Origin of the sequence: Pseudomonas sp. SMV7, from assembly GCF_052041995.1 — a bacterium.
Classification (GTDB): Bacteria; Pseudomonadota; Gammaproteobacteria; order Pseudomonadales; family Pseudomonadaceae; genus Aquipseudomonas.
Map to the genome: position 1 here is coordinate 38,062 of NZ_JBKGGT010000007.1, position 17,096 is coordinate 55,157.

The following is a 17,096-nucleotide window of genomic DNA, read 5'->3' on the forward strand; positions in this document are numbered from 1 at the left end:
CCCTTCAGCGGGCAAAACTGGAGGTTCCCATGAGAGGAACACGCATCAATTTCTACAACCTGGCCTGGCGTTGGCACTTCTATGCCGGGCTGTTCGTGGCCCCGTTCATGATCCTGCTGGCGGTTACCGGGATCATCTACCTGTTCAAGCCGCAACTTGACCCGCTGCTGTACCGCGACCTGATGGTGGTCGAAGTCGGCCACCATCGGCAGGGCGCCGACACGATGCTGGCCGAAGTGCGCCAGGCCTACCCCAGGGGCCATGTCGGCCAGTACCTGCCGCCGCTGAACGCTGAACGCAGCGCGCAGTTCGTGGTGCATGACGGCGGGCGGGAACTGAATGTGTTCGTCGACCCTTACAGCGGCAGGATTCTCGGCGAGCAGGACGGCAAGCAGAACCTGCAGGCCATTGCCCGGGCCCTGCATGGTGAACTGATGGTCGGCACGCTCGGCGACCGCCTGGTGGAGCTGGCTGCGGGCTGGGGCATCGTACTGGTGGTGTCCGGCCTGTATTTGTGGTGGCCACGCGGGCGCAATGGCGCTGGCGTATTGTGGCCACGGCTATCGGCGCGCGGCCGTCTGTTGTGGCGCGACCTGCATGCAGTGACGGGCTTCTGGGGCTCGGCCTTGCTGTTGCTGATGCTGCTCAGCGGCATGACCTGGACCGGCCTGTGGGGCAAGCAATACGCCGATCTGTGGAACCGTTTTCCGGCGGCCATGTGGAACGACGTGCCGAAGTCCGACCAGCAGGTGGGCGAACTGAACAACGCGCACCGCCAGACGGTGCCTTGGGCGGTGGAGAACACGCCAATGCCGCAGTCCGGTGCGCACGCCGAACACGCCGGGCATCACATGATGTCGGAACAGCCCGCGGCCCCGCGGGTGAGCGTGCAACAGGTCGAGGACATCGCCGGCGCACGCCAGGTCGAGCCGGGTTACAGCATTACCTTGCCGACCACAGCTGACGGTGTGTTCACCATCGCGGTGTTTGCCGACGACCCACGCAACGACGCCACCCTGCATGTCGACCAGTACACCGGCAAGGTCCTGGCCGACGTGCGCTGGCAGGACTACAGCCTGGTGGCGCGGGCCACCGAGCTGGGGGTGATGCTGCATGAGGGCAAGATGTTCGGGGCGCTGAACCAGGTCGTCATCCTGCTGGTGTGCCTGATGATCCTGCTGGGCTCGGTGAGCGGGCTGGTGATGTGGTGGATGCGCCGGCCCGCGGGTGGCCTGGGCGTGCCGCCGCTGCGCCATGACCTGCCGCGCTGGAAGGCGGCAGTGGCGGTGATGCTGGTGCTGGGGCTGGTGTTTCCGCTGGTGGGGGTGTCGATGGTGGTGATGTGGCTGGTGGATAGCCTGGTGGTCAGGCGCCGCCGGAGGCTGGCCAGCGCTTGAGTGTTGGCCTGTGCCGGCCTCTTCGCGGGCTTGCCCGCTCCCACCAGATCATCAGAGATTTCGAGGCCTGTGGCGTACCTGTGGGAGCGGGCAAGCCCGCGAAGAGGCCGGCAGCTCAAAACACTGCTACCCAAAAGTCGAGTCGATCTGTCGCGCGCCAATCTGGAACGTGCGTGTTAGCCTACCCGGCTACCTCCGCCAAGACGACCGATTGTCCAATGGAATGCAGCCCATGACGCAAACTTCACCCACACCGCCAGATGAGCCACATCTGCAACGCAACCTGACCAACCGGCACATCCAGCTGATCGCCATCGGCGGCGCCATCGGCACCGGCCTGTTCATGGGCTCGGGCAAGACCATCAGCCTGGCCGGGCCGTCGATCATCTTCGTCTACATGCTGATCGGCTTCATGCTGTTCTTCGTCATGCGCGCAATGGGCGAACTACTGCTGTCGAACCTCAACTACAAGTCGTTCATCGACTTTTCCGCCGACCTGCTGGGCCCCTGGGCCGGCTATTTCACCGGCTGGACCTACTGGTTCTGCTGGGTAGTCACCGGTATCGCCGACGTGGTCGCCATCGCCGCCTACACCCAGTTCTGGTTCCCCGAGCTGCCACAGTGGCTCCCGGCGCTGGCCTGCGTGGGCGTGCTGCTGTCGCTCAACCTGGTGACGGTGAAGATGTTCGGCGAACTGGAGTTCTGGTTCGCCCTGGTCAAGATCGTCGCCATTCTCGGCCTGGTCGCGACCGGCCTGTACATGGTCATCAGCGGCTTCACTTCGCCCAGCGGGCGCACCGCGCAGCTGGCCAACCTGTGGAACGATGGCGGCATGTTCCCCAATGGCCTGATGGGCTTCTTCGCCGGGTTCCAGATCGCCGTGTTCGCCTTCGTCGGTATCGAGCTGGTGGGCACCACCGCCGCCGAAGCGAAGAACCCGGAACGCACCCTGCCACGGGCGATCAATTCGATCCCGGTGCGGATCATCATGTTCTACGTACTGGCCCTGATCGCGATCATGGCCGTGACCCCTTGGCGCGACGTGGTGCCGGGCAAGAGCCCGTTCGTCGAGCTGTTCGTGCTGGCTGGCCTGCCGGCTGCTGCCAGCATCATCAACTTCGTGGTGCTGACCTCGGCAGCGTCGTCGGCCAACGGCGGCGTGTTCTCCACCAGCCGCATGCTATATGGCCTGGCGCAGGAGGGTGATGCACCCGGGGCGTTCGAGAAACTGTCGAGCCGCTCGGTGCCGGCCAACGGGCTGTACTTCTCGTGCACCTGCCTGCTGCTGGGTGCAGTGATGATCTACCTGGTGCCCAACGTGATCGAGGCATTCACCCTGATCACCACCGTTTCGGCGGTGTTGTTCATGTTCGTCTGGACCTTGATCCTGCTGTCGTACCTGCGCTACCGCAAGCACCGCCCGGCGCTCCACCAGGCGTCGAAATTCAGGATGCCTGGCGGGCGTTTCATGTGCTACGTGTGCCTGGTGTTCTTTGCCTTCATCCTGGTGTTGCTGAGCCTGGAGGCAGACACACGCTCGGCGTTGCTGGTGACGCCGATCTGGTTCGTGCTGCTGGCGGTAACCTACCAGTTCGTGCGCAGCAAGCGTCATCCGCGCACGGCGGTGCGTAACGGCTGATGGCCTCGGGGCTGCCTTGCAGCCCCAATCCTGTGCACACCCATCGCCCAGGCACCAAGCTGGATCCAACCCACGCCCCAACACCTCGCACATCCGCTCTATTGCGCACCTTCCGCCGTTAGGCACACCCCTTGCAACACCCCTCCCCGCTGCCCAACACCCTAAAAAAAACTCAGCGGAGAGAGCACATGAAGCGTCGCAGTCTGATCAAGGCCTTTACCCTCAGCGCATCTATCGCCGCGATGGGCCTGAGCTGGAGTATCCAGGCCGCCGAGACCATCAAGGTCGGCATCCTGCATTCGCTGTCCGGGACCATGGCGATTTCCGAGACCTCGCTCAAGGACATGGCGCTGATGACCATCGACGAGATCAACGCCAAGGGCGGCGTGAACGGCAAGCTGCTCGAACCGGTGGTGGTCGACCCCGCCTCCAACTGGCCGCTGTTCGCTGAAAAGAGCCGCCAGCTGCTGACCCAGGACAAGGTCGCGGTGGTGTTCGGCTGCTGGACCTCGGTGTCGCGCAAATCCGTGCTGCCGGTGTTCGAGGAACTCAACGGCCTGCTGTTCTACCCGGTGCAGTACGAAGGCGAAGAAATGTCGCCGAACGTGTTCTATACCGGCGCCGCGCCCAACCAGCAGGCGATCCCGGCCGTCGAGTACCTGATGAGTGAAGACGGCGGTAGCGCCAGGCGCTTCTTCCTGCTGGGCACCGACTACGTCTACCCACGCACCACCAACAAGATCCTGCGCGCCTTCCTGCACAGCAAGGGCGTGGCCGACAAGGACATCGAAGAGGTGTACACGCCGTTCGGTCACAGCGATTACCAGACCATCGTCGCCAACATCAAGAAGTTCTCTGCCGGTGGCAAGACTGCGGTCATTTCCACCGTCAACGGCGATTCCAACGTGCCCTTCTACAAGGAGCTGGCCAACCAGGGCCTGAAAGCCACCGACGTGCCGGTGGTGGCGTTCTCGGTGGGCGAAGAAGAGCTGCGCGGCATCGACACCAAGCCGCTGGTGGGGCACCTGGCGGCGTGGAACTACTTCGAGTCGGTGGATAACCCGGTCAACCAGAAGTTCGTCGCCGACTGGAAGGCCTACGCCAAGGCCAAGGGCCTGCCGGGTGCCGACAAGGCGGTGACCAACGACCCGATGGAGGCCACCTATGTGGGCATCCACATGTGGGCCCAGGCCGCCGAGAAGGCCAAGTCCACCGACGTCGACAAGGTGCGCGAGGCACTCGCGGGGCAGACCTTCAAGGCCCCCTCGGGCTTCACCCTGACCATGGACAAGACCAACCACCACCTGCACAAGCCGGTGATGATCGGCGAGATCCAGGATGACGGGCAGTTCAGTGTGGTATGGGAAACCGAGCAGCCGCTGCGGGCGCAGCCTTGGAGCCCGTTCATTCCGGGGAATGACAAGCGGCCTGACTATGCAGTGAAAGGTAACTGAGTGCATTGGGGCTGCTTTGCAGCCTATTCGCGGGCGCGCCCGCTCCCACAGCGCCTCTGCTGTACCTGTGGGAGCGGGCATGCCCGCGAAGAATCCAACCCCGATTTCCAGGATTGCCCGCATGCTCAGACTGCTGCTCACCCTGCTCCTGCTACTACCCCTGGCCACCCAGGCCAACGAGGGCGAATTCTTCCTCAGCGCCAAACCCGCCGAACAGGCCCGCCTGCTCGAAACCTGGGCGGCGCAGCCGGATGCCGCGCGCCTGCCGTTGCTGCAGAACCTGCGCCAAGGCCGCATCGGCGCCGACGACACCCGTAAGGTGCGCCTGAACAACCGCCTGCGCGGCCTGATCGACAACGCCCTGGCCAGCCACCAGCTGCTCAGCGATGACAGCGCCACGCGGCTGGCCGCTGCCCAGCAACTGCAAAAGAGCGCGCAGCCGGCACAAATGGCATTCCTTGACCGACGCTTCGCCACTGAGCCGGACGCCGCCGTGCACGCCGCCCTCGGCCTGGCGCTGGCCAACCTGCAACTCGGCGCCAGCGAGCCGGCGGTACGCCTGGCTGCCGTGCGCCTGCTCGGCGAAACCGGCGACCCCCTGGCGCGCACCCGCCTCGAAGCCCTGTTGCAAGCGGGCGCGGAAACCGACCCAGGCGTGCGCACCGCAGCCGAAACCAGCCTGGCCCAGGTGCAGCGCAAGCTGTTGGTCGGCGAACTGCTCGGCCAGGCGTTCAGCGGCCTGTCACTAGGCTCGATCCTGCTGCTGGCGGCCCTGGGCCTGGCCATCACCTTCGGCCTGCTCGGGGTCATCAACATGGCCCACGGCGAAATGCTCATGCTCGGCGCCTACAGCACCTACATGGTCCAGGTGCTGCTGCAGCGCTACGCCCCCGGCGCCATCGAGTTCTACCCGCTGCTCGCCCTGCCGGTGGCCTTCGCTGTCAGCGCCGGGGTCGGCATGGCCCTGGAGCGCACGGTGATCCGCCATCTCTACGGCCGTCCCCTGGAAACCCTGCTGGCGACCTGGGGCATCAGCCTGATCCTGATCCAGGCCATTCGCCTGCTGTTTGGCGCGCAGAACGTCGAAGTCAGCAACCCGGCCTGGCTGTCCGGTGGCATCCAGCTGCTGCCCAACCTGGTGCTGCCGTACAACCGCCTGGTGATCATCGGCTTCGCCCTGGCCGTGGTGCTGCTGACCTGGCTGCTGCTCAACCGTACGCGGCTGGGCCTGAACGTGCGTGCGGTCACCCAGAACCGCAACATGGCGGCGTGCTGCGGGGTGTCCACCGGGCGCGTCGACATGCTCGCCTTCGGCCTCGGCTCGGGCATCGCCGGGCTGGGCGGCGTAGCCCTGAGCCAGGTCGGCAACGTCGGCCCCGACCTGGGCCAGAGCTACATCATCGACTCGTTCCTGGTGGTGGTGCTGGGCGGTGTCGGCCAGCTGGCCGGCAGCCTGTGGGCAGCGTTCGGCCTTGGCATCGCCAACAAACTGCTGGAGCCGCAGATCGGTGCCGTGCTCGGCAAGATCCTCATCCTTGCGCTGATCATTCTGTTCATCCAGAAGCGCCCGCAAGGCCTGTTTGCTCTCAAGGGACGGGTAATCGACTGATGAACCAGCCACTGCTTGTCACTGCTACGCAAAAGGCCGGGCCGCGCCTGTCGCTGGCCATCGGCGCGCTCGTCGTCCTGCTGCTGGTGGCCTTGCCGCTGCTGTCGCTGTTGCCGGCGGAGCATGCCCTGCAGGTGTCGGCCTACACCCTGACCCTGGTCGGCAAGATTCTCTGCTATGCCATCGTGGCCCTGGCGCTGGACCTGGTCTGGGGCTACGCCGGGCTGCTGTCGCTGGGCCATGGCCTGTTCTTCGCCCTCGGCGGCTACGCCATGGGCATGTACCTGATGCGCCAGGCCGCCGGTGACGGCCTGCCGGGCTTCATGACGTTTCTTTCGTGGAGCGAATTGCCCTGGTACTGGGCTGGCACCCAGCATTTCGCCTGGGCCCTGTGCCTGGTGGTGCTGGCACCCGGGCTGCTGGCGCTGGTGTTCGGCTGGTTCGCCTTCCGCTCACGAATCAAGGGTGTGTATTTCTCGATCATGACCCAGGCCCTGACCTTCGCCGGCATGCTGCTGTTCTTCCGCAACGAGACCGGCTTCGGCGGCAACAACGGCTTTACCAGCTTTCGCACCATCCTCGGCTTCGACATCGCCGCCCAGGGCACCCGGGCTGTGCTGTTTCTGCTCACCGTCGGCCTGCTGTTGGCCAGCCTGTACCTGTGCTGGGGCCTGACCCGCAGCAAGTTCGGCCGCCTGCTCACTGCGGTGCGCGATGCCGAGAACCGCCTGATGTTCTGCGGCTACGACCCGCGCGGTTTCAAGCTGCTGGTATGGGTGCTCAGTGCCGTGTTGTGCGGCCTGGCCGGTGCGTTGTACGTGCCGCAGGTAGGCATCATCAACCCTGGCGAAATGTCGCCGACCAATTCCATCGAAGCCGCCGTGTGGGTAGCCCTGGGTGGCCGCGGCACGCTGCTCGGCCCGCTGCTCGGCGCCGGCCTGGTCAATGGCATGAAAAGCTGGTTCACCGTGGCCTTCCCGGAGTTCTGGCTGTTCTTCCTCGGCGCGCTGTTCATCCTGGTCACGCTGTACCTGCCCAAGGGTGTGGTGGGCCTGCTGAAGAAAAGGAGCCAGCCATGAGAGGCGTACCCCCGGTCCACCCGGAGTTCATGCTCGAACCTGTGTTCGACACCCTCGGCAGCGGCCGCGATGCGATCGGCCTGGGCCAGAGCCGCAAGGCTGGCCTGGACACCCGCCATGGCACGGTGCTCAGCCTTGAAGACATCAGCGTCAGCTTCGACGGCTTCAAGGCCCTCAACGCGCTGAACCTGTACATCGGTGTCGGCGAACTGCGCTGCATCATCGGTCCCAACGGCGCCGGCAAGACCACGATGATGGACGTGATCACCGGCAAGACCCGGCCCGACACCGGCAGCGCCTTCTTCGGCGACACCCTCGACCTGACCCGCATGAGCGAATACCAGATTGCCCAGGCCGGCATCGGCCGCAAGTTCCAGAAGCCCACGGTGTTCGAGGCGCTGACGGTGTTCGAGAACCTCGAGCTGGCGCTGAAGACCGACAAGTCGGTGTGGGCCAGCCTGACGGCGCGGCTCGGTGCTGAACAACGCCAGCGTATCGAGGAAGTGCTGGCCACCTTGCGCCTGCTGCCCCTGGCCCAGCGCCAGGCGGGCCTGCTGTCGCATGGGCAGAAGCAGTTCCTGGAGATTGGCATGCTGCTGGTGCAGGAGCCGCAACTGCTGTTGCTGGACGAGCCGGTAGCCGGCATGACCGACGCCGAGACCGAGTTCACCGCCGAGCTGTTCAAGGGCCTGGCCGGCAAGCACTCGCTGATGGTGGTGGAGCATGACATGGGCTTTGTCGGCAGCATTGCCGACCATGTGACCGTGCTGCACCAGGGCAGTGTGCTGGCGGAAGGGTCGTTGGCGCAGGTGCAGGCGGATGAGCGGGTGGTCGAGGTGTATCTGGGCCGCTAGCCATGGATACCTGTGCCGGCCTCTTCGCGGGCTTGCCCGCTCCCACAGGTTTTGCACCAGTTTCCAGAGCTGTGCAGTACCTGTGGGAGCGGGCAAGCCCGCGAAAGGGCCGGCACAGGCACAGCAACAATTTCAGGAATGCACACATGCTCAAGATCGACACCCTGCACCAGTACTACGGCGGCAGCCACATCCTGCGCGGCCTGTCCTTTGAAGCCAGGATCGGCGAAGTCACCTGCCTGCTGGGCCGCAACGGCGTGGGCAAGACTACCCTGTTGCGTTGCCTGATGGGCCTGGTGCCCGCGCGCGACGGCAGCATCGAATGGGAAGGCAAGCCGATCACCGCGCTCAAGCCCCAGCAGCGTGTCCATGCCGGCATCGCCTATGTACCCCAGGGCCGCGAAATCTTCCCGCGCCTGAGCGTCGAGGAAAACCTGCTGATGGGGCTGTCGCGCTTCCCCGCTCGCGAAGCCCGCGAAGTGCCGGCGTTCATCTACGAGTTGTTCCCGGTACTCGAGCAGATGAAGCAACGCCGTGGCGGCGACCTGTCCGGCGGCCAGCAGCAACAGCTGGCCATCGGCCGCGCCCTGGCCAGCCGCCCGCGCCTGCTGATCCTCGACGAGCCGACCGAAGGCATCCAGCCCTCGGTGATCAAGGAAATCGGCGCGGTCATCCGCCGCCTGGCCGAGCGTGGCGACATGGCCATCCTGCTGGTGGAGCAATTCTATGAGTTTGCCGAGGCGCTGGCCGACCAGTACCTGGTGATGGCCCGTGGCGAGATCATCCAGCGTGGCCGTGGCGAAAACATGCAGGCGGAAGGTGTGCGCGGGCTGGTAACCATTTAACCTGCGCACAACGAACCTGCGAGACGCTGCCATGATTCACCAAATCCGCGATGCCCTGCCTGCCGACGTGCCGGGCATCCTCGACATCTACAACGACGCGGTGCGCAACACCACGGCGATCTGGAACGAAACCCCGGTGGACCTCGGCAACCGCCAGGCCTGGTTCGAATCACGGGCGCAGCAGGGTTACCCGATCCTGGTGGCGGTGGATGACAGCGGCGTGCTCGGCTATGCCTCGTTTGGCGACTGGCGGCCGTTCGAGGGCTTTCGCCATACCGTGGAACACTCGGTGTATGTCCGTGGCGATCAGCGTGGCAAGGGACTGGGGCCGGTGTTGATGGCGGCATTGATCGAGCGTGCGCGTGACTGTGGCAAGCATGTGATGGTGGCCGCCATCGAGAGTGGCAATGCGGCATCGGTGCGCATTCATGAGCGCCTGGGCTTTGTGGTGACCGGGCAGATGCCGCAGGTGGGGGTGAAGTTTGGCCGCTGGTTGGACCTGACCTTCATGCAACTGGTGCTGAACCCGGGGGCTGAACCCAACTGATATGCCACTGGTGCGCCTCCCTGTAGGAGCGGCCTTGTGTCGCCATGGGCTGCGACGCAGCCCCGGCAATCTTGACCCAGAGCGACAATCAGGGGCTGCTTTGCAGCCCATCGCGACACAAGGCCGCTCCTACAGGGCCCAGCGTCAGTCGCCCCTGCACCAACTCACATCTGGATGAACCTGCCCAAACGCTGCCTCAGCATGCTGTTTTCGCTGCGCAACTGCCGCACTTCCTGCAGCAGCTCCAGCGCCAGCGCCACCCCTTCCCACTCCAGCTCCAGCTCCTCGTGCAGCTTGGCCGCGCGTTTGGCCAGCAGCGGCGCCTGATCGTCGAACAACCAGTCCTCCGGCGTTCGCCCGGAGGGTTCGACAATGCCGTGCTCGACGATTTCGATCACGCAGTCAGCCGTGAGGTCGGCCTCCTGACACAAGGTACGCATGTCCAGTTGAACGATCAGGGTGCTGCTCATGGTCACTTACTCCATTGTGTCCTCGGGTTGAACGCCGCCTTCTCGGAAAGCTGGGTCCACAGTTCACGGGTAGTGGCATCGGAGGTGGTGGGCATCACCACCTTCAGCTGTGCATACAAGTCGCCGCGCTCGCCCTTCTTGTTCAACAGGCCCATGCCCTTGACCCGCAGGCGCTGGCCGGTCTGGCTGTCGGGGCGGATGGTCAGGTTGATCTGGCCGGTCAACGTCGGCACCGCCACCTTGGTACCCAGGGCAGCCTCCCACGGCGCCAGCGGCACGGTAATGATCAAGTCATGGCCTTCGACATCGAACAGCGGGTGCGGTGCCATGCGGATGGTCAGGAACAGGTCGCCGTTGGCCCCGCCAGCGCTGCCCGGCGCGCCCTGGCCCTTGAGGCGGATACGCTCGCCATCGGTCACCCCGGGCGGAATCTTCACGTTCAGGGTCTTGGTGGAGAAGCCGGTGCGCTGGCCCAGCGCATTGGTCTGCGGCACCTGGAAGCTGATCTGCTTGGACTCCTTGTTCAGGGTCTCTTCAAGGAATACCGCCAGTTCAAGCTCCACGTCCTGCCCTCGCCTGCCGGCACTGCGTTGCTGCTGCCGGGTACCACCAAAGGGGTTGCCACCCCGGCTACCAAATATGGAACTGAAGAAGTCGGAAAAATCACCGCCTTCGAAGCCGCCGCCACCGCCACGGCTTTCCCAGCCCGGCGGTGCCTGGAACGGCCGGCCATGCTGGCCACCGTATTTGCGAATTTCGTCGAACTCGGCACGTTTCTGCGCGTCGCCCAGCACTTCGTAGGCCTCGTTGGCCTCCTTGAATTTTTCCTCGGCGTCGCGCTCCTTGCTGACATCGGGGTGATACTTGCGCGCCAGCTTGCGGTACGCGGCCTTGATCGCCTTCTCGTCCGCCGTGGGCTCTACGCCAAGTATCTTGTAGTAGTCTTTGAAGTCCATCTATGGATCACCAATGTGAATGTGCGTGTTGCCATTGAAGATAGGGCTCAAGCATAGCCTTTCAAGACCGCTTTGGGTTTGCTCCAGGGCAGACGACCGGTCTTGATTCTGTGGCCAACTGGCATACACTGCGCGGCCGTTTTGCCTCCGGAAGCTCATTCCCCATGTCTGACGTATCCCCGGCCCGCGCCCTGGGCATCGACTTTGGCACCTCCAACTCCACGGTTGGCTGGCACCGTCCGGGTGTCGAGTCGCTGATTGCCCTGGAAGACGGCAAGATCACCCTGCCCTCGGTGGTGTTCTTCAACATCGAGGAACGTCGCCCGGTGTATGGCCGCCTGGCACTGCACGAGTACCTGGAAGGCTACGAAGGGCGCCTGATGCGCTCGCTGAAAAGCCTGCTGGGGTCCAAGCTGATCAAGCACGATACCAGCGTGCTGGGCAGCGCCCTGCCGTTCAAGGACCTGCTGGGCATGTTCATCGGCGAGTTGAAGAAGCGCGCCGAGGCCACGGCCGGCCGCGAGTTCGACCAGGTAGTGCTGGGCCGCCCGGTGTTCTTCGTCGACGAAGACCCGGCCGCGGACCAGGAGGCCGAGGACACCCTGGCCGAAGTGGCACGCAAGATCGGCTTCAAGGATGTGTCGTTCCAGTACGAGCCGATTGCCGCCGCCTTCGACTACGAGTCGGGCCTCAGCCGCGAAGAGCTGGTGCTGATCGTCGATATCGGCGGTGGTACCTCGGACTTCACCCTGATCCGCCTGTCGCCCGAGCGCCACCTGGTCGCCGAGCGGCAGAGCGACATCCTCGCCACCGGCGGCGTGCACATCGGCGGTACCGACTTCGACAAGCAACTGAGCCTGCAGGGCGTGATGCCGCTGTTCGGCTACGGCAGCCGCATGAAGAGCGGTGCGCTGATGCCGACCAGCTACCACCTCAACCTGGCCACCTGGCACACCATCAACGCCTTGTACTCACAAAAGTCGCAGCTGGCCCTGGGCAGCATGCGCTATGACATCGAGGACACGCTGGGCATCGACCGTCTGTTCAAGCTGATCGAAGAGCGTGCCGGGCACTGGTTGGCGATGGAAGTGGAGGCCAGCAAGATCGAGCTGACCGAGCAGCAGAGCCGGCGCGTCGACCTCGGCCGCATCGAGCGCGAGCTGGGCGTGGACCTGTCCCGTACGTTGTTCGAGGCAGCTATCGAAGGGTTGCTGGAGCGCGTGCGTGGCAGCGTGAGCGAACTGCTGGCCAAGGCGGGTGTCAGCGAGACCCAGGTCGACACGGTGTTCTTCACCGGCGGTTCCAGCGGGATCCCGGCGCTGCGCAACAGCGTGGCGGCGATGCTGCCGAATGCGCGGCATGTGGAAGGCAACATCTTTGGCAGCATTGGCAGCGGGCTGGCCATCGAGGCACGCAAACGTTACGGCGTGGCCTGAGCCAGGCTCTTCGGCCTGTGCCGGCCCCTTCGCGGGCTTGCCCGCTCCCACAGGGACCGCACAGTACCCACGGCCTGTGCAATACCGGTGGGAGCGGGCAAGCCCGCGAAGGGGCCGGTACAGGCTATTGAACAATCAGACCAGCTCCGCCCGCTTCAGCTCGCTCTTCAGGTAGGCATAGTAGACCGGCCCCGCCACCACCCCCGGCAAGCCGAAGGCCGCCTCGAACACCAGCATCGCCAGCAGCAGCTCCCATGACTTGGCGCTGATCTGCCCGCCCACGATCCGCGCGTTGAGGAAGTACTCGACCTTGTGGATGACGATCAGGTACCCCAGCGCCGCCGCCGCCACCCAGATCGACAGCGACAGGCCGACGATGGTGATCAGGGTGTTCGACATCAGGTTGCCGATCACCGGCAGCAGGCCGAGCAGGAAGGTCAGCACGATCAACGTCTTGGTCAGCGGCAGGTGCACGTCGAACATCGGCAGTACCACCGCCAGGAAGATGCCGGTGAAGGTGGTGTTCAGCAGCGAGATCTTGATCTGCGCGAAGACGATGTTGCGAAACGCCTGCACCAGCAGGCTCAGGCGCTCGAACAACGCCGCCGCCAGGGGTTTGCGCCGGGAGATGTCAGGGATGCGCTGCAAGGCGACGATGGCACCGAGGATCATGCCGATCAGCAAGGTGACGAACATGTGCGCCATGCCCTTGCCCACCAGCTGCAGGTCGCTGAGGTGGCTCTTGATCCAGTCACCGATGGCCACCTTGAACTCTGCCGCACTGGCGGGAAGGTAGCCTTCGATGAACGGCGGCAGCTGCCCGCGGGCACGCTCCACCAGGGCCATGAACTTGTCCAGCGAAGCGCCGGGGTTTTCCGCTTCATGCAGCAGGAAACTGAAGGCACCGGCGATCAGCAAGGCCAGGCTGATGACCACCAGTGTGCCAAGCAGCGCTACGGCCAGCCAGCGCGCGCGTTGCCCGGCAATCAGCGGCTGCAGCCGTGGGGTGAGCATGTTGACCAGCTCGAACACCAGCAGACCGGCCAGCAGGCTTGGCAGCAACTTCAGGGGCAACGCCAGCAACAGGCCGGCAAATACGATGATCCAGCTGGCCAGGGTGACCTGGCGGGGGGTGAAGGTCATACAGCCTCAACGGCAGACAACGGGAAAGACCCGCAGTCTGCCAGCGTTACGCTTGCAGGCATAGGCGCAGGTCATTTCTTCTTCAGACAGTCGCTCATGAACGCCTTGCGCTCATCCCCCTTGAGGGCCTTGCTGGTGGCGTCGGCGTTGCAGGTCTTCATCTTCTCCTGCTGGGTTTGTGGCACCTCCTTTTTCAGGCAGGTGCTCATGAAGGCTTTGCGCTCATCGCCCTTCAGGGCCTTGGCGGTGGCGTCGGCGTTGCAGGTTTTCATTTTTTCCTGCTGCGCGGTAGTGGCAGCGAAGCCTTGGGCGCTGAACAACACCGCCAATACCAGTAAAGGGATTTGCAGCACTTTCATGGAGTGGTCTCCTTGGCTCCGCGCCCGATGCGCGGGGGTCGAGCTGAGTGTAGCCAAGAATTCTCAACGCTTTGTTCGCACCTGGCGACGGTACTGCTCGGGTGTACAGCCGGCCTGGCGCTGGAACATGGCGATGAACGCCGACGCGCTGCTGTAGCCCAGGTCGAAGGCGATGGCCTGGATCGGCAGGCCGGCTTCCAGCGCATCGATGGCGTGCAGGAAACGCAGGCGCAGGCGCCATTCACCGAAACTGATACCCAGTTCACGCAGGAACTGACGGGCCAGGGTGCGTTCGCTGACATGCGCCCGGGCAGCCCAGTCAGCCAGTGGGCGGTTGTCGCCGGGCGCGGCGGCAAGGGCATCGAGCACCTGGCGCAAACCTTCGCTGTGGGCAAACGGCAGGTAGCAGGCCTGGGTCGGTGCCAGCATCAGCTGGTCGAGCAGCACCTGCACCAGGCGCTGGTCGCGCTCGCCCTCGGCTACCCGCAGGTCGCGCCGGGCGAAGTCGGCCAGGATCGCCTTGAGGATGTCGCTGATCATCAGGCTGCACGGTTGCTGCGGCAAGGCGGCACACAGGCGGCGGTCCAGGTAGATCGAACGGTACACGATGGCGTGCGGGTTGTAGCAGCCGTGCTCGGTATCGGGCGGCACCCACACCGCATACTGCGGCGGCGACAGGAAGCGTTGGCCGGCGACGTCCAGTTGCATCACGCCGTGCGCGGTGTAGTTGAGCTGGCCCCAGGTGTGGCGATGCAAGGCACTGTGGGTATCGGCGCCGAATTCGTCGTGGCGGAAGTACACCGGCGCCGGGAGCTGGCTGAACTGGGGGATTTCGAGGTATTTGCGCGGCATGCTGACTGTTTCGCGGGGCGGGTTGTCTGGCTGGAAGTATAGGCTTGCAGACAGACAGTTGATAATGGGCGGCATCCGGGCCTGCTGCGCAGGTCATCGCGACACAAGGCCGCGCCTGCACGGCGAGCTCGTATCGTAGCGGCCTTGTTTGGCGGTGGCCGCAAAGCCGCCCAATCTGCCCGCAACGAGTATCGCGCTCCATGAATTACCTCTTCCCGCTCACCGCCATCCTGATCTGGGCCGGCAACACTGTGGTCACCAAGATGTCCGCCGGTGCCATCCACCCCGCCGAGATCGGCTTCTACCGCTGGCTGCTGGCCGCCCTGCTGTTCACACCGGTCCTGCTGCCCGCCGTATGGCGCAACCGCGCGGCCATCCGCCCGCACCTGGCCAAGGTGTGCGTGCTCGGCGTGCTGGGCATGGCGCTGTACCAGAGCCTGGCGTACTTCGCCGCCGGCATCACCAGTGCCACCAACATGGGCATCATCCTTTCGCTGATGCCGTTGATGGCGCTGGCGCTGTCCATCGCCTGGTTGGGCCAGCGCCTCAGCTACGGCGCCTTGCTGGGGGCCGTGGTGTCGTTCTTCGGCGTGCTTGAAGTGGTCAGCGCCGGAGACCCGGCCAGCCTGCTGAAGCAGGGCCTGAACAGTGGCGACCTGTTGATGCTGGTGGCCACCCTGGCCTACGCGCTGTACAGCTTCCTGTTGAAGAAGTGGCAACTGCGCCTGCCACCGATGCAGTTGCTGTACTTGCAGGTGCTGGTAGCCATCGTCGTGCTGCTGCCGTTGTTCCTGCTGTCGGAAAAAACAGGCCTGAACAACCGCAACATCGGTCTGGTGCTGTACGCCTGCGTGCTGGCCTCGATGATTGCGCCATTGCTGTGGATGCAGGCGGTGCATCGCCTGGGGCCAAGCCGCACCACCTTGTTCTTCAATCTGCTGCCCCTGGTCACCGCAGTCATCGCCGCCGTGGCACTCGGAGAGCAACTGGCCCGCTATCACCTGGTCGGTGGTCTGCTGACCCTGGCCGGCGTGCTGCTGGCCGAACGCTGGACCACGCCGATCCGCCGCTAGAGCCCGGCCGCCTTGAGCCGGGCGGCATGCTCGGTGAATAGCCGCACCGGCTCGGCCCCCTTGCCGATGGCCCCCAGGGACTGGTTGACGATGTCCAGGTGGTCGAGCGGGTAAGCGTCGCCGATCACCTGACCCAGGTGCGAGCTGCAGCGCCCGACCATGCCGTCGCTCTGGCCCTTCTCCTTGACGAAACTACACGCGAACAGGCGGCAGAAGTAGTTGCTGCCATCGAAACGGTTGCGCCCCCGGTCGGTCAGGCCAGGCTGCAAGGTGCCGGACCAGGAGTAATAGCGGACGCCATCGACCTGATAGGCCCCTTCCCCGCCCCAGGTATCTGGCAAGCCCTGTGGACAAGCCTGGTTGAAGCGTGCCACCCCGCTGCTGGTCAGCGCCTGGTGCGAGGCGTGCACATCCACCGGCAGCGGGTCGCGGCGCCAGCCGGTTTCCAGCCACACCAGCAGCACGGCGATACCGTGCAGCAAGGCCTTGAGCAAGCGCCCCTGGGCCGAGTCGCCAGGTGCGTTGCGTTCCAGGTAGTCGGCCAGTTCCGAACCCTGGTTGGGCCCGGCCACCGAGGTGACCGACGCCACCCGCTCGGGCCGCCTGGCAGCAGCGTAGCGTGCGTCCAGGGCCCCTTGGCTGTGGCCGATGAGGTTGACCTTTTCGACATTGTTGCGCTGGCAGATATCTTCAATGATCGCCAGCAGCTGCTCGCCGCGCACCTCGCTGCAATGCAGCGGCGAAACCTGCACCGGGAACACCTGCGCCCCGCCCTTGCGCAGTGCCGGCACGATGCCGAACCAGTAGGGATAGAACAGCACCCGTACAAACCCCAGCATGCCCGGCACCAGCACCAACGGGTATCGCGTGGCCAATTCCTGCTGCATCGCCAGCCCCTTTCCGTGGACGACCGGCCAACACTACAGCGGCCCTGATGAACAGCGCAATCGAACTCTGGGCGCCCGCTGCGGTTCCAAAGCCAACAGACCCTTTGCAAGGAGCGGGAACATGTACAAGCAGACCCTGGCAATCCTCCTGGCCAGCGCCACCCTCGCCGCCTGTGGCAGCCGCCCGGAAAACCCCGTGGATTACGTCACCTACCGCGACGAACCGCTGGTCAAGCAAGTGGAACACGGCATGACCATGCAGAAGGTCATCGCTATCGGCGGTAGCCCATCCAACGTGACCGACCTGCCGCACGGTGGCACCTGCAACGACTACATCCTCAACCGCGACGGCCACCAGCAGCCTTACTACGTGCGCTTCGACGCCACTGGCCATGTCGATGCCAAAGGCTTCAAGACCTGCAAACAACGCCAGGAAGACAGCGACGCCGCCCACGGCGCATGACACCCACAGGACACGCCATGACCACCCTGATGC

General features: G+C 64.7%; 17 protein-coding genes. 11 read left to right on the forward strand and 6 right to left on the reverse strand.

Annotated elements, in window-relative coordinates:
- Positions 1–29: 29 nt before the first annotated feature.
- The 8 genes from ACLEJP_RS10830 to ACLEJP_RS10865 all read left to right on the forward strand — a co-directional run bounded on the left by ACLEJP_RS10830 (position 30) and on the right by ACLEJP_RS10865 (position 9,424).
- Positions 30–1,397 carry a PepSY-associated TM helix domain-containing protein gene (locus tag ACLEJP_RS10830; RefSeq protein ID WP_440806325.1) on the forward strand — a complete coding sequence of 456 codons (1,368 nt, stop codon included), beginning with the start codon at positions 30–32 and terminating at the stop codon, positions 1,395–1,397.
- A gap of 232 nt (positions 1,398–1,629) precedes the next feature.
- Positions 1,630–3,036, forward strand: a complete 1,407-nt coding sequence (cycA, locus tag ACLEJP_RS10835) for a D-serine/D-alanine/glycine transporter (protein ID WP_225779402.1) — start codon at positions 1,630–1,632, stop codon at positions 3,034–3,036.
- 188 nt (positions 3,037–3,224) lie between these two features.
- On the forward strand, positions 3,225–4,490 hold the full coding sequence (urtA, locus tag ACLEJP_RS10840; protein WP_440806326.1) for an urea ABC transporter substrate-binding protein: 1,266 nt from the start codon (positions 3,225–3,227) through the stop codon (positions 4,488–4,490).
- Positions 4,491–4,611: 121 nt separating this feature from the next.
- Entirely contained in the window at positions 4,612–6,099 is a 1,488-nt protein-coding gene (urtB, locus tag ACLEJP_RS10845; protein WP_440806328.1) for an urea ABC transporter permease subunit UrtB, read from the forward strand.
- A complete protein-coding gene (gene urtC, locus ACLEJP_RS10850) occupies positions 6,099–7,178 on the forward strand; it encodes an urea ABC transporter permease subunit UrtC (protein ID WP_440806329.1) in 1,080 nt (359 codons plus the stop codon). The genes urtB and urtC overlap by 1 nt, the downstream gene beginning before the upstream one ends.
- Positions 7,175–8,032, forward strand: coding sequence for an urea ABC transporter ATP-binding protein UrtD (gene urtD / locus ACLEJP_RS10855; protein ID WP_440806330.1), 858 nt, complete (start codon positions 7,175–7,177; stop codon positions 8,030–8,032). The genes urtC and urtD overlap by 4 nt, the downstream gene beginning before the upstream one ends.
- A gap of 146 nt (positions 8,033–8,178) precedes the next feature.
- Positions 8,179–8,877: an urea ABC transporter ATP-binding subunit UrtE gene (gene urtE, locus ACLEJP_RS10860; protein WP_440806331.1), complete on the forward strand. Its 699-nt coding sequence runs from the start codon at positions 8,179–8,181 to the stop codon at positions 8,875–8,877.
- Positions 8,878–8,908: 31 nt separating this feature from the next.
- Positions 8,909–9,424 carry an N-acetyltransferase family protein gene (locus tag ACLEJP_RS10865; protein WP_440806332.1) on the forward strand — a complete coding sequence of 172 codons (516 nt, stop codon included), beginning with the start codon at positions 8,909–8,911 and terminating at the stop codon, positions 9,422–9,424.
- 164 nt (positions 9,425–9,588) lie between these two features.
- Here the strand turns inward: ACLEJP_RS10865 and ACLEJP_RS10870 are convergent, their stop codons facing one another.
- Together ACLEJP_RS10870 and cbpA are read right to left on the reverse strand one after the other, a co-directional pair.
- Positions 9,589–9,894, reverse strand: a complete 306-nt coding sequence (locus ACLEJP_RS10870; RefSeq protein ID WP_170032959.1) for a chaperone modulator CbpM — start codon at positions 9,892–9,894, stop codon at positions 9,589–9,591.
- Positions 9,895–9,896: 2 nt separating this feature from the next.
- The gene (cbpA, locus tag ACLEJP_RS10875; RefSeq protein WP_440806334.1) at positions 9,897–10,850 is read right to left on the reverse strand and encodes a curved DNA-binding protein; all 954 of its coding nucleotides are present in this window, start codon (positions 10,848–10,850) and stop codon (positions 9,897–9,899) included.
- Between the two features lie 164 nt (positions 10,851–11,014).
- Here cbpA and ACLEJP_RS10880 point away from each other — a divergent pair, with 164 nt between their 5' ends.
- Positions 11,015–12,286, forward strand: coding sequence for an Hsp70 family protein (locus ACLEJP_RS10880; RefSeq protein WP_440806337.1), 1,272 nt, complete (start codon positions 11,015–11,017; stop codon positions 12,284–12,286).
- A gap of 135 nt (positions 12,287–12,421) precedes the next feature.
- Here ACLEJP_RS10880 and ACLEJP_RS10885 read toward each other — a convergent pair whose 3' ends face one another.
- The 3 genes from ACLEJP_RS10885 to ACLEJP_RS10895 all read right to left on the reverse strand — a co-directional run bounded on the left by ACLEJP_RS10885 (position 12,422) and on the right by ACLEJP_RS10895 (position 14,640).
- Entirely contained in the window at positions 12,422–13,429 is a 1,008-nt protein-coding gene (locus ACLEJP_RS10885) for an AI-2E family transporter (protein ID WP_225779411.1), read from the reverse strand.
- A 71-nt stretch (positions 13,430–13,500) separates the two neighbouring features.
- Entirely contained in the window at positions 13,501–13,788 is a 288-nt protein-coding gene (locus ACLEJP_RS10890; protein ID WP_170032967.1) for a PsiF family protein, read from the reverse strand.
- A gap of 63 nt (positions 13,789–13,851) precedes the next feature.
- Positions 13,852–14,640, reverse strand: a complete 789-nt coding sequence (locus ACLEJP_RS10895) for an AraC family transcriptional regulator (protein WP_440806338.1) — start codon at positions 14,638–14,640, stop codon at positions 13,852–13,854.
- Between the two features lie 200 nt (positions 14,641–14,840).
- Here ACLEJP_RS10895 and ACLEJP_RS10900 point away from each other — a divergent pair, with 200 nt between their 5' ends.
- Complete coding sequence (locus ACLEJP_RS10900) at positions 14,841–15,713, forward strand: DMT family transporter (RefSeq protein WP_289133717.1); 873 nt, start codon at positions 14,841–14,843, stop codon at positions 15,711–15,713.
- On the opposite strand, the gene ACLEJP_RS10905 is transcribed toward ACLEJP_RS10900, so the two are convergent.
- Positions 15,710–16,600 carry an alpha/beta fold hydrolase gene (locus tag ACLEJP_RS10905; protein ID WP_440806340.1) on the reverse strand — a complete coding sequence of 297 codons (891 nt, stop codon included), beginning with the start codon at positions 16,598–16,600 and terminating at the stop codon, positions 15,710–15,712. The genes ACLEJP_RS10900 and ACLEJP_RS10905 overlap by 4 nt on opposite strands.
- Positions 16,601–16,721: 121 nt before the next feature.
- On the opposite strand from ACLEJP_RS10905, the gene osmE reads away from it, so the two are divergent.
- The gene (gene osmE / locus ACLEJP_RS10910) at positions 16,722–17,063 is read left to right on the forward strand and encodes an osmotically-inducible lipoprotein OsmE (protein ID WP_225779415.1); all 342 of its coding nucleotides are present in this window, start codon (positions 16,722–16,724) and stop codon (positions 17,061–17,063) included.
- Positions 17,064–17,096 lie beyond the last annotated feature (33 nt).

Excerpts from the sequence above, each read along its gene's own strand:
- ACLEJP_RS10830 (WP_440806325.1), top strand. The coding sequence starts at position 30 with ATGAGAGGAACACGCATCAATTTCTACAACCTGGCCTGGCGTTGGCAC.
- cycA (WP_225779402.1), top strand. The coding sequence starts at position 1,630 with ATGACGCAAACTTCACCCACACCGCCAGATGAGCCACATCTGCAACGC.
- urtA (WP_440806326.1), top strand. The coding sequence starts at position 3,225 with ATGAAGCGTCGCAGTCTGATCAAGGCCTTTACCCTCAGCGCATCTATC.
- urtB (WP_440806328.1), top strand. The coding sequence starts at position 4,612 with ATGCTCAGACTGCTGCTCACCCTGCTCCTGCTACTACCCCTGGCCACC.
- urtC (WP_440806329.1), top strand. The coding sequence starts at position 6,099 with ATGAACCAGCCACTGCTTGTCACTGCTACGCAAAAGGCCGGGCCGCGC.
- urtD (WP_440806330.1), top strand. The coding sequence starts at position 7,175 with ATGAGAGGCGTACCCCCGGTCCACCCGGAGTTCATGCTCGAACCTGTG.
- urtE (WP_440806331.1), top strand. The coding sequence starts at position 8,179 with ATGCTCAAGATCGACACCCTGCACCAGTACTACGGCGGCAGCCACATC.
- ACLEJP_RS10865 (WP_440806332.1), top strand. The coding sequence starts at position 8,909 with ATGATTCACCAAATCCGCGATGCCCTGCCTGCCGACGTGCCGGGCATC.
- ACLEJP_RS10870 (WP_170032959.1), bottom strand. The coding sequence starts at position 9,894 with ATGAGCAGCACCCTGATCGTTCAACTGGACATGCGTACCTTGTGTCAG.
- cbpA (WP_440806334.1), bottom strand. The coding sequence starts at position 10,850 with ATGGACTTCAAAGACTACTACAAGATACTTGGCGTAGAGCCCACGGCG.
- ACLEJP_RS10880 (WP_440806337.1), top strand. The coding sequence starts at position 11,015 with ATGTCTGACGTATCCCCGGCCCGCGCCCTGGGCATCGACTTTGGCACC.
- ACLEJP_RS10885 (WP_225779411.1), bottom strand. The coding sequence starts at position 13,429 with ATGACCTTCACCCCCCGCCAGGTCACCCTGGCCAGCTGGATCATCGTA.
- ACLEJP_RS10890 (WP_170032967.1), bottom strand. The coding sequence starts at position 13,788 with ATGAAAGTGCTGCAAATCCCTTTACTGGTATTGGCGGTGTTGTTCAGC.
- ACLEJP_RS10895 (WP_440806338.1), bottom strand. The coding sequence starts at position 14,640 with ATGCCGCGCAAATACCTCGAAATCCCCCAGTTCAGCCAGCTCCCGGCG.
- ACLEJP_RS10900 (WP_289133717.1), top strand. The coding sequence starts at position 14,841 with ATGAATTACCTCTTCCCGCTCACCGCCATCCTGATCTGGGCCGGCAAC.
- ACLEJP_RS10905 (WP_440806340.1), bottom strand. The coding sequence starts at position 16,600 with ATGCAGCAGGAATTGGCCACGCGATACCCGTTGGTGCTGGTGCCGGGC.
- osmE (WP_225779415.1), top strand. The coding sequence starts at position 16,722 with ATGTACAAGCAGACCCTGGCAATCCTCCTGGCCAGCGCCACCCTCGCC.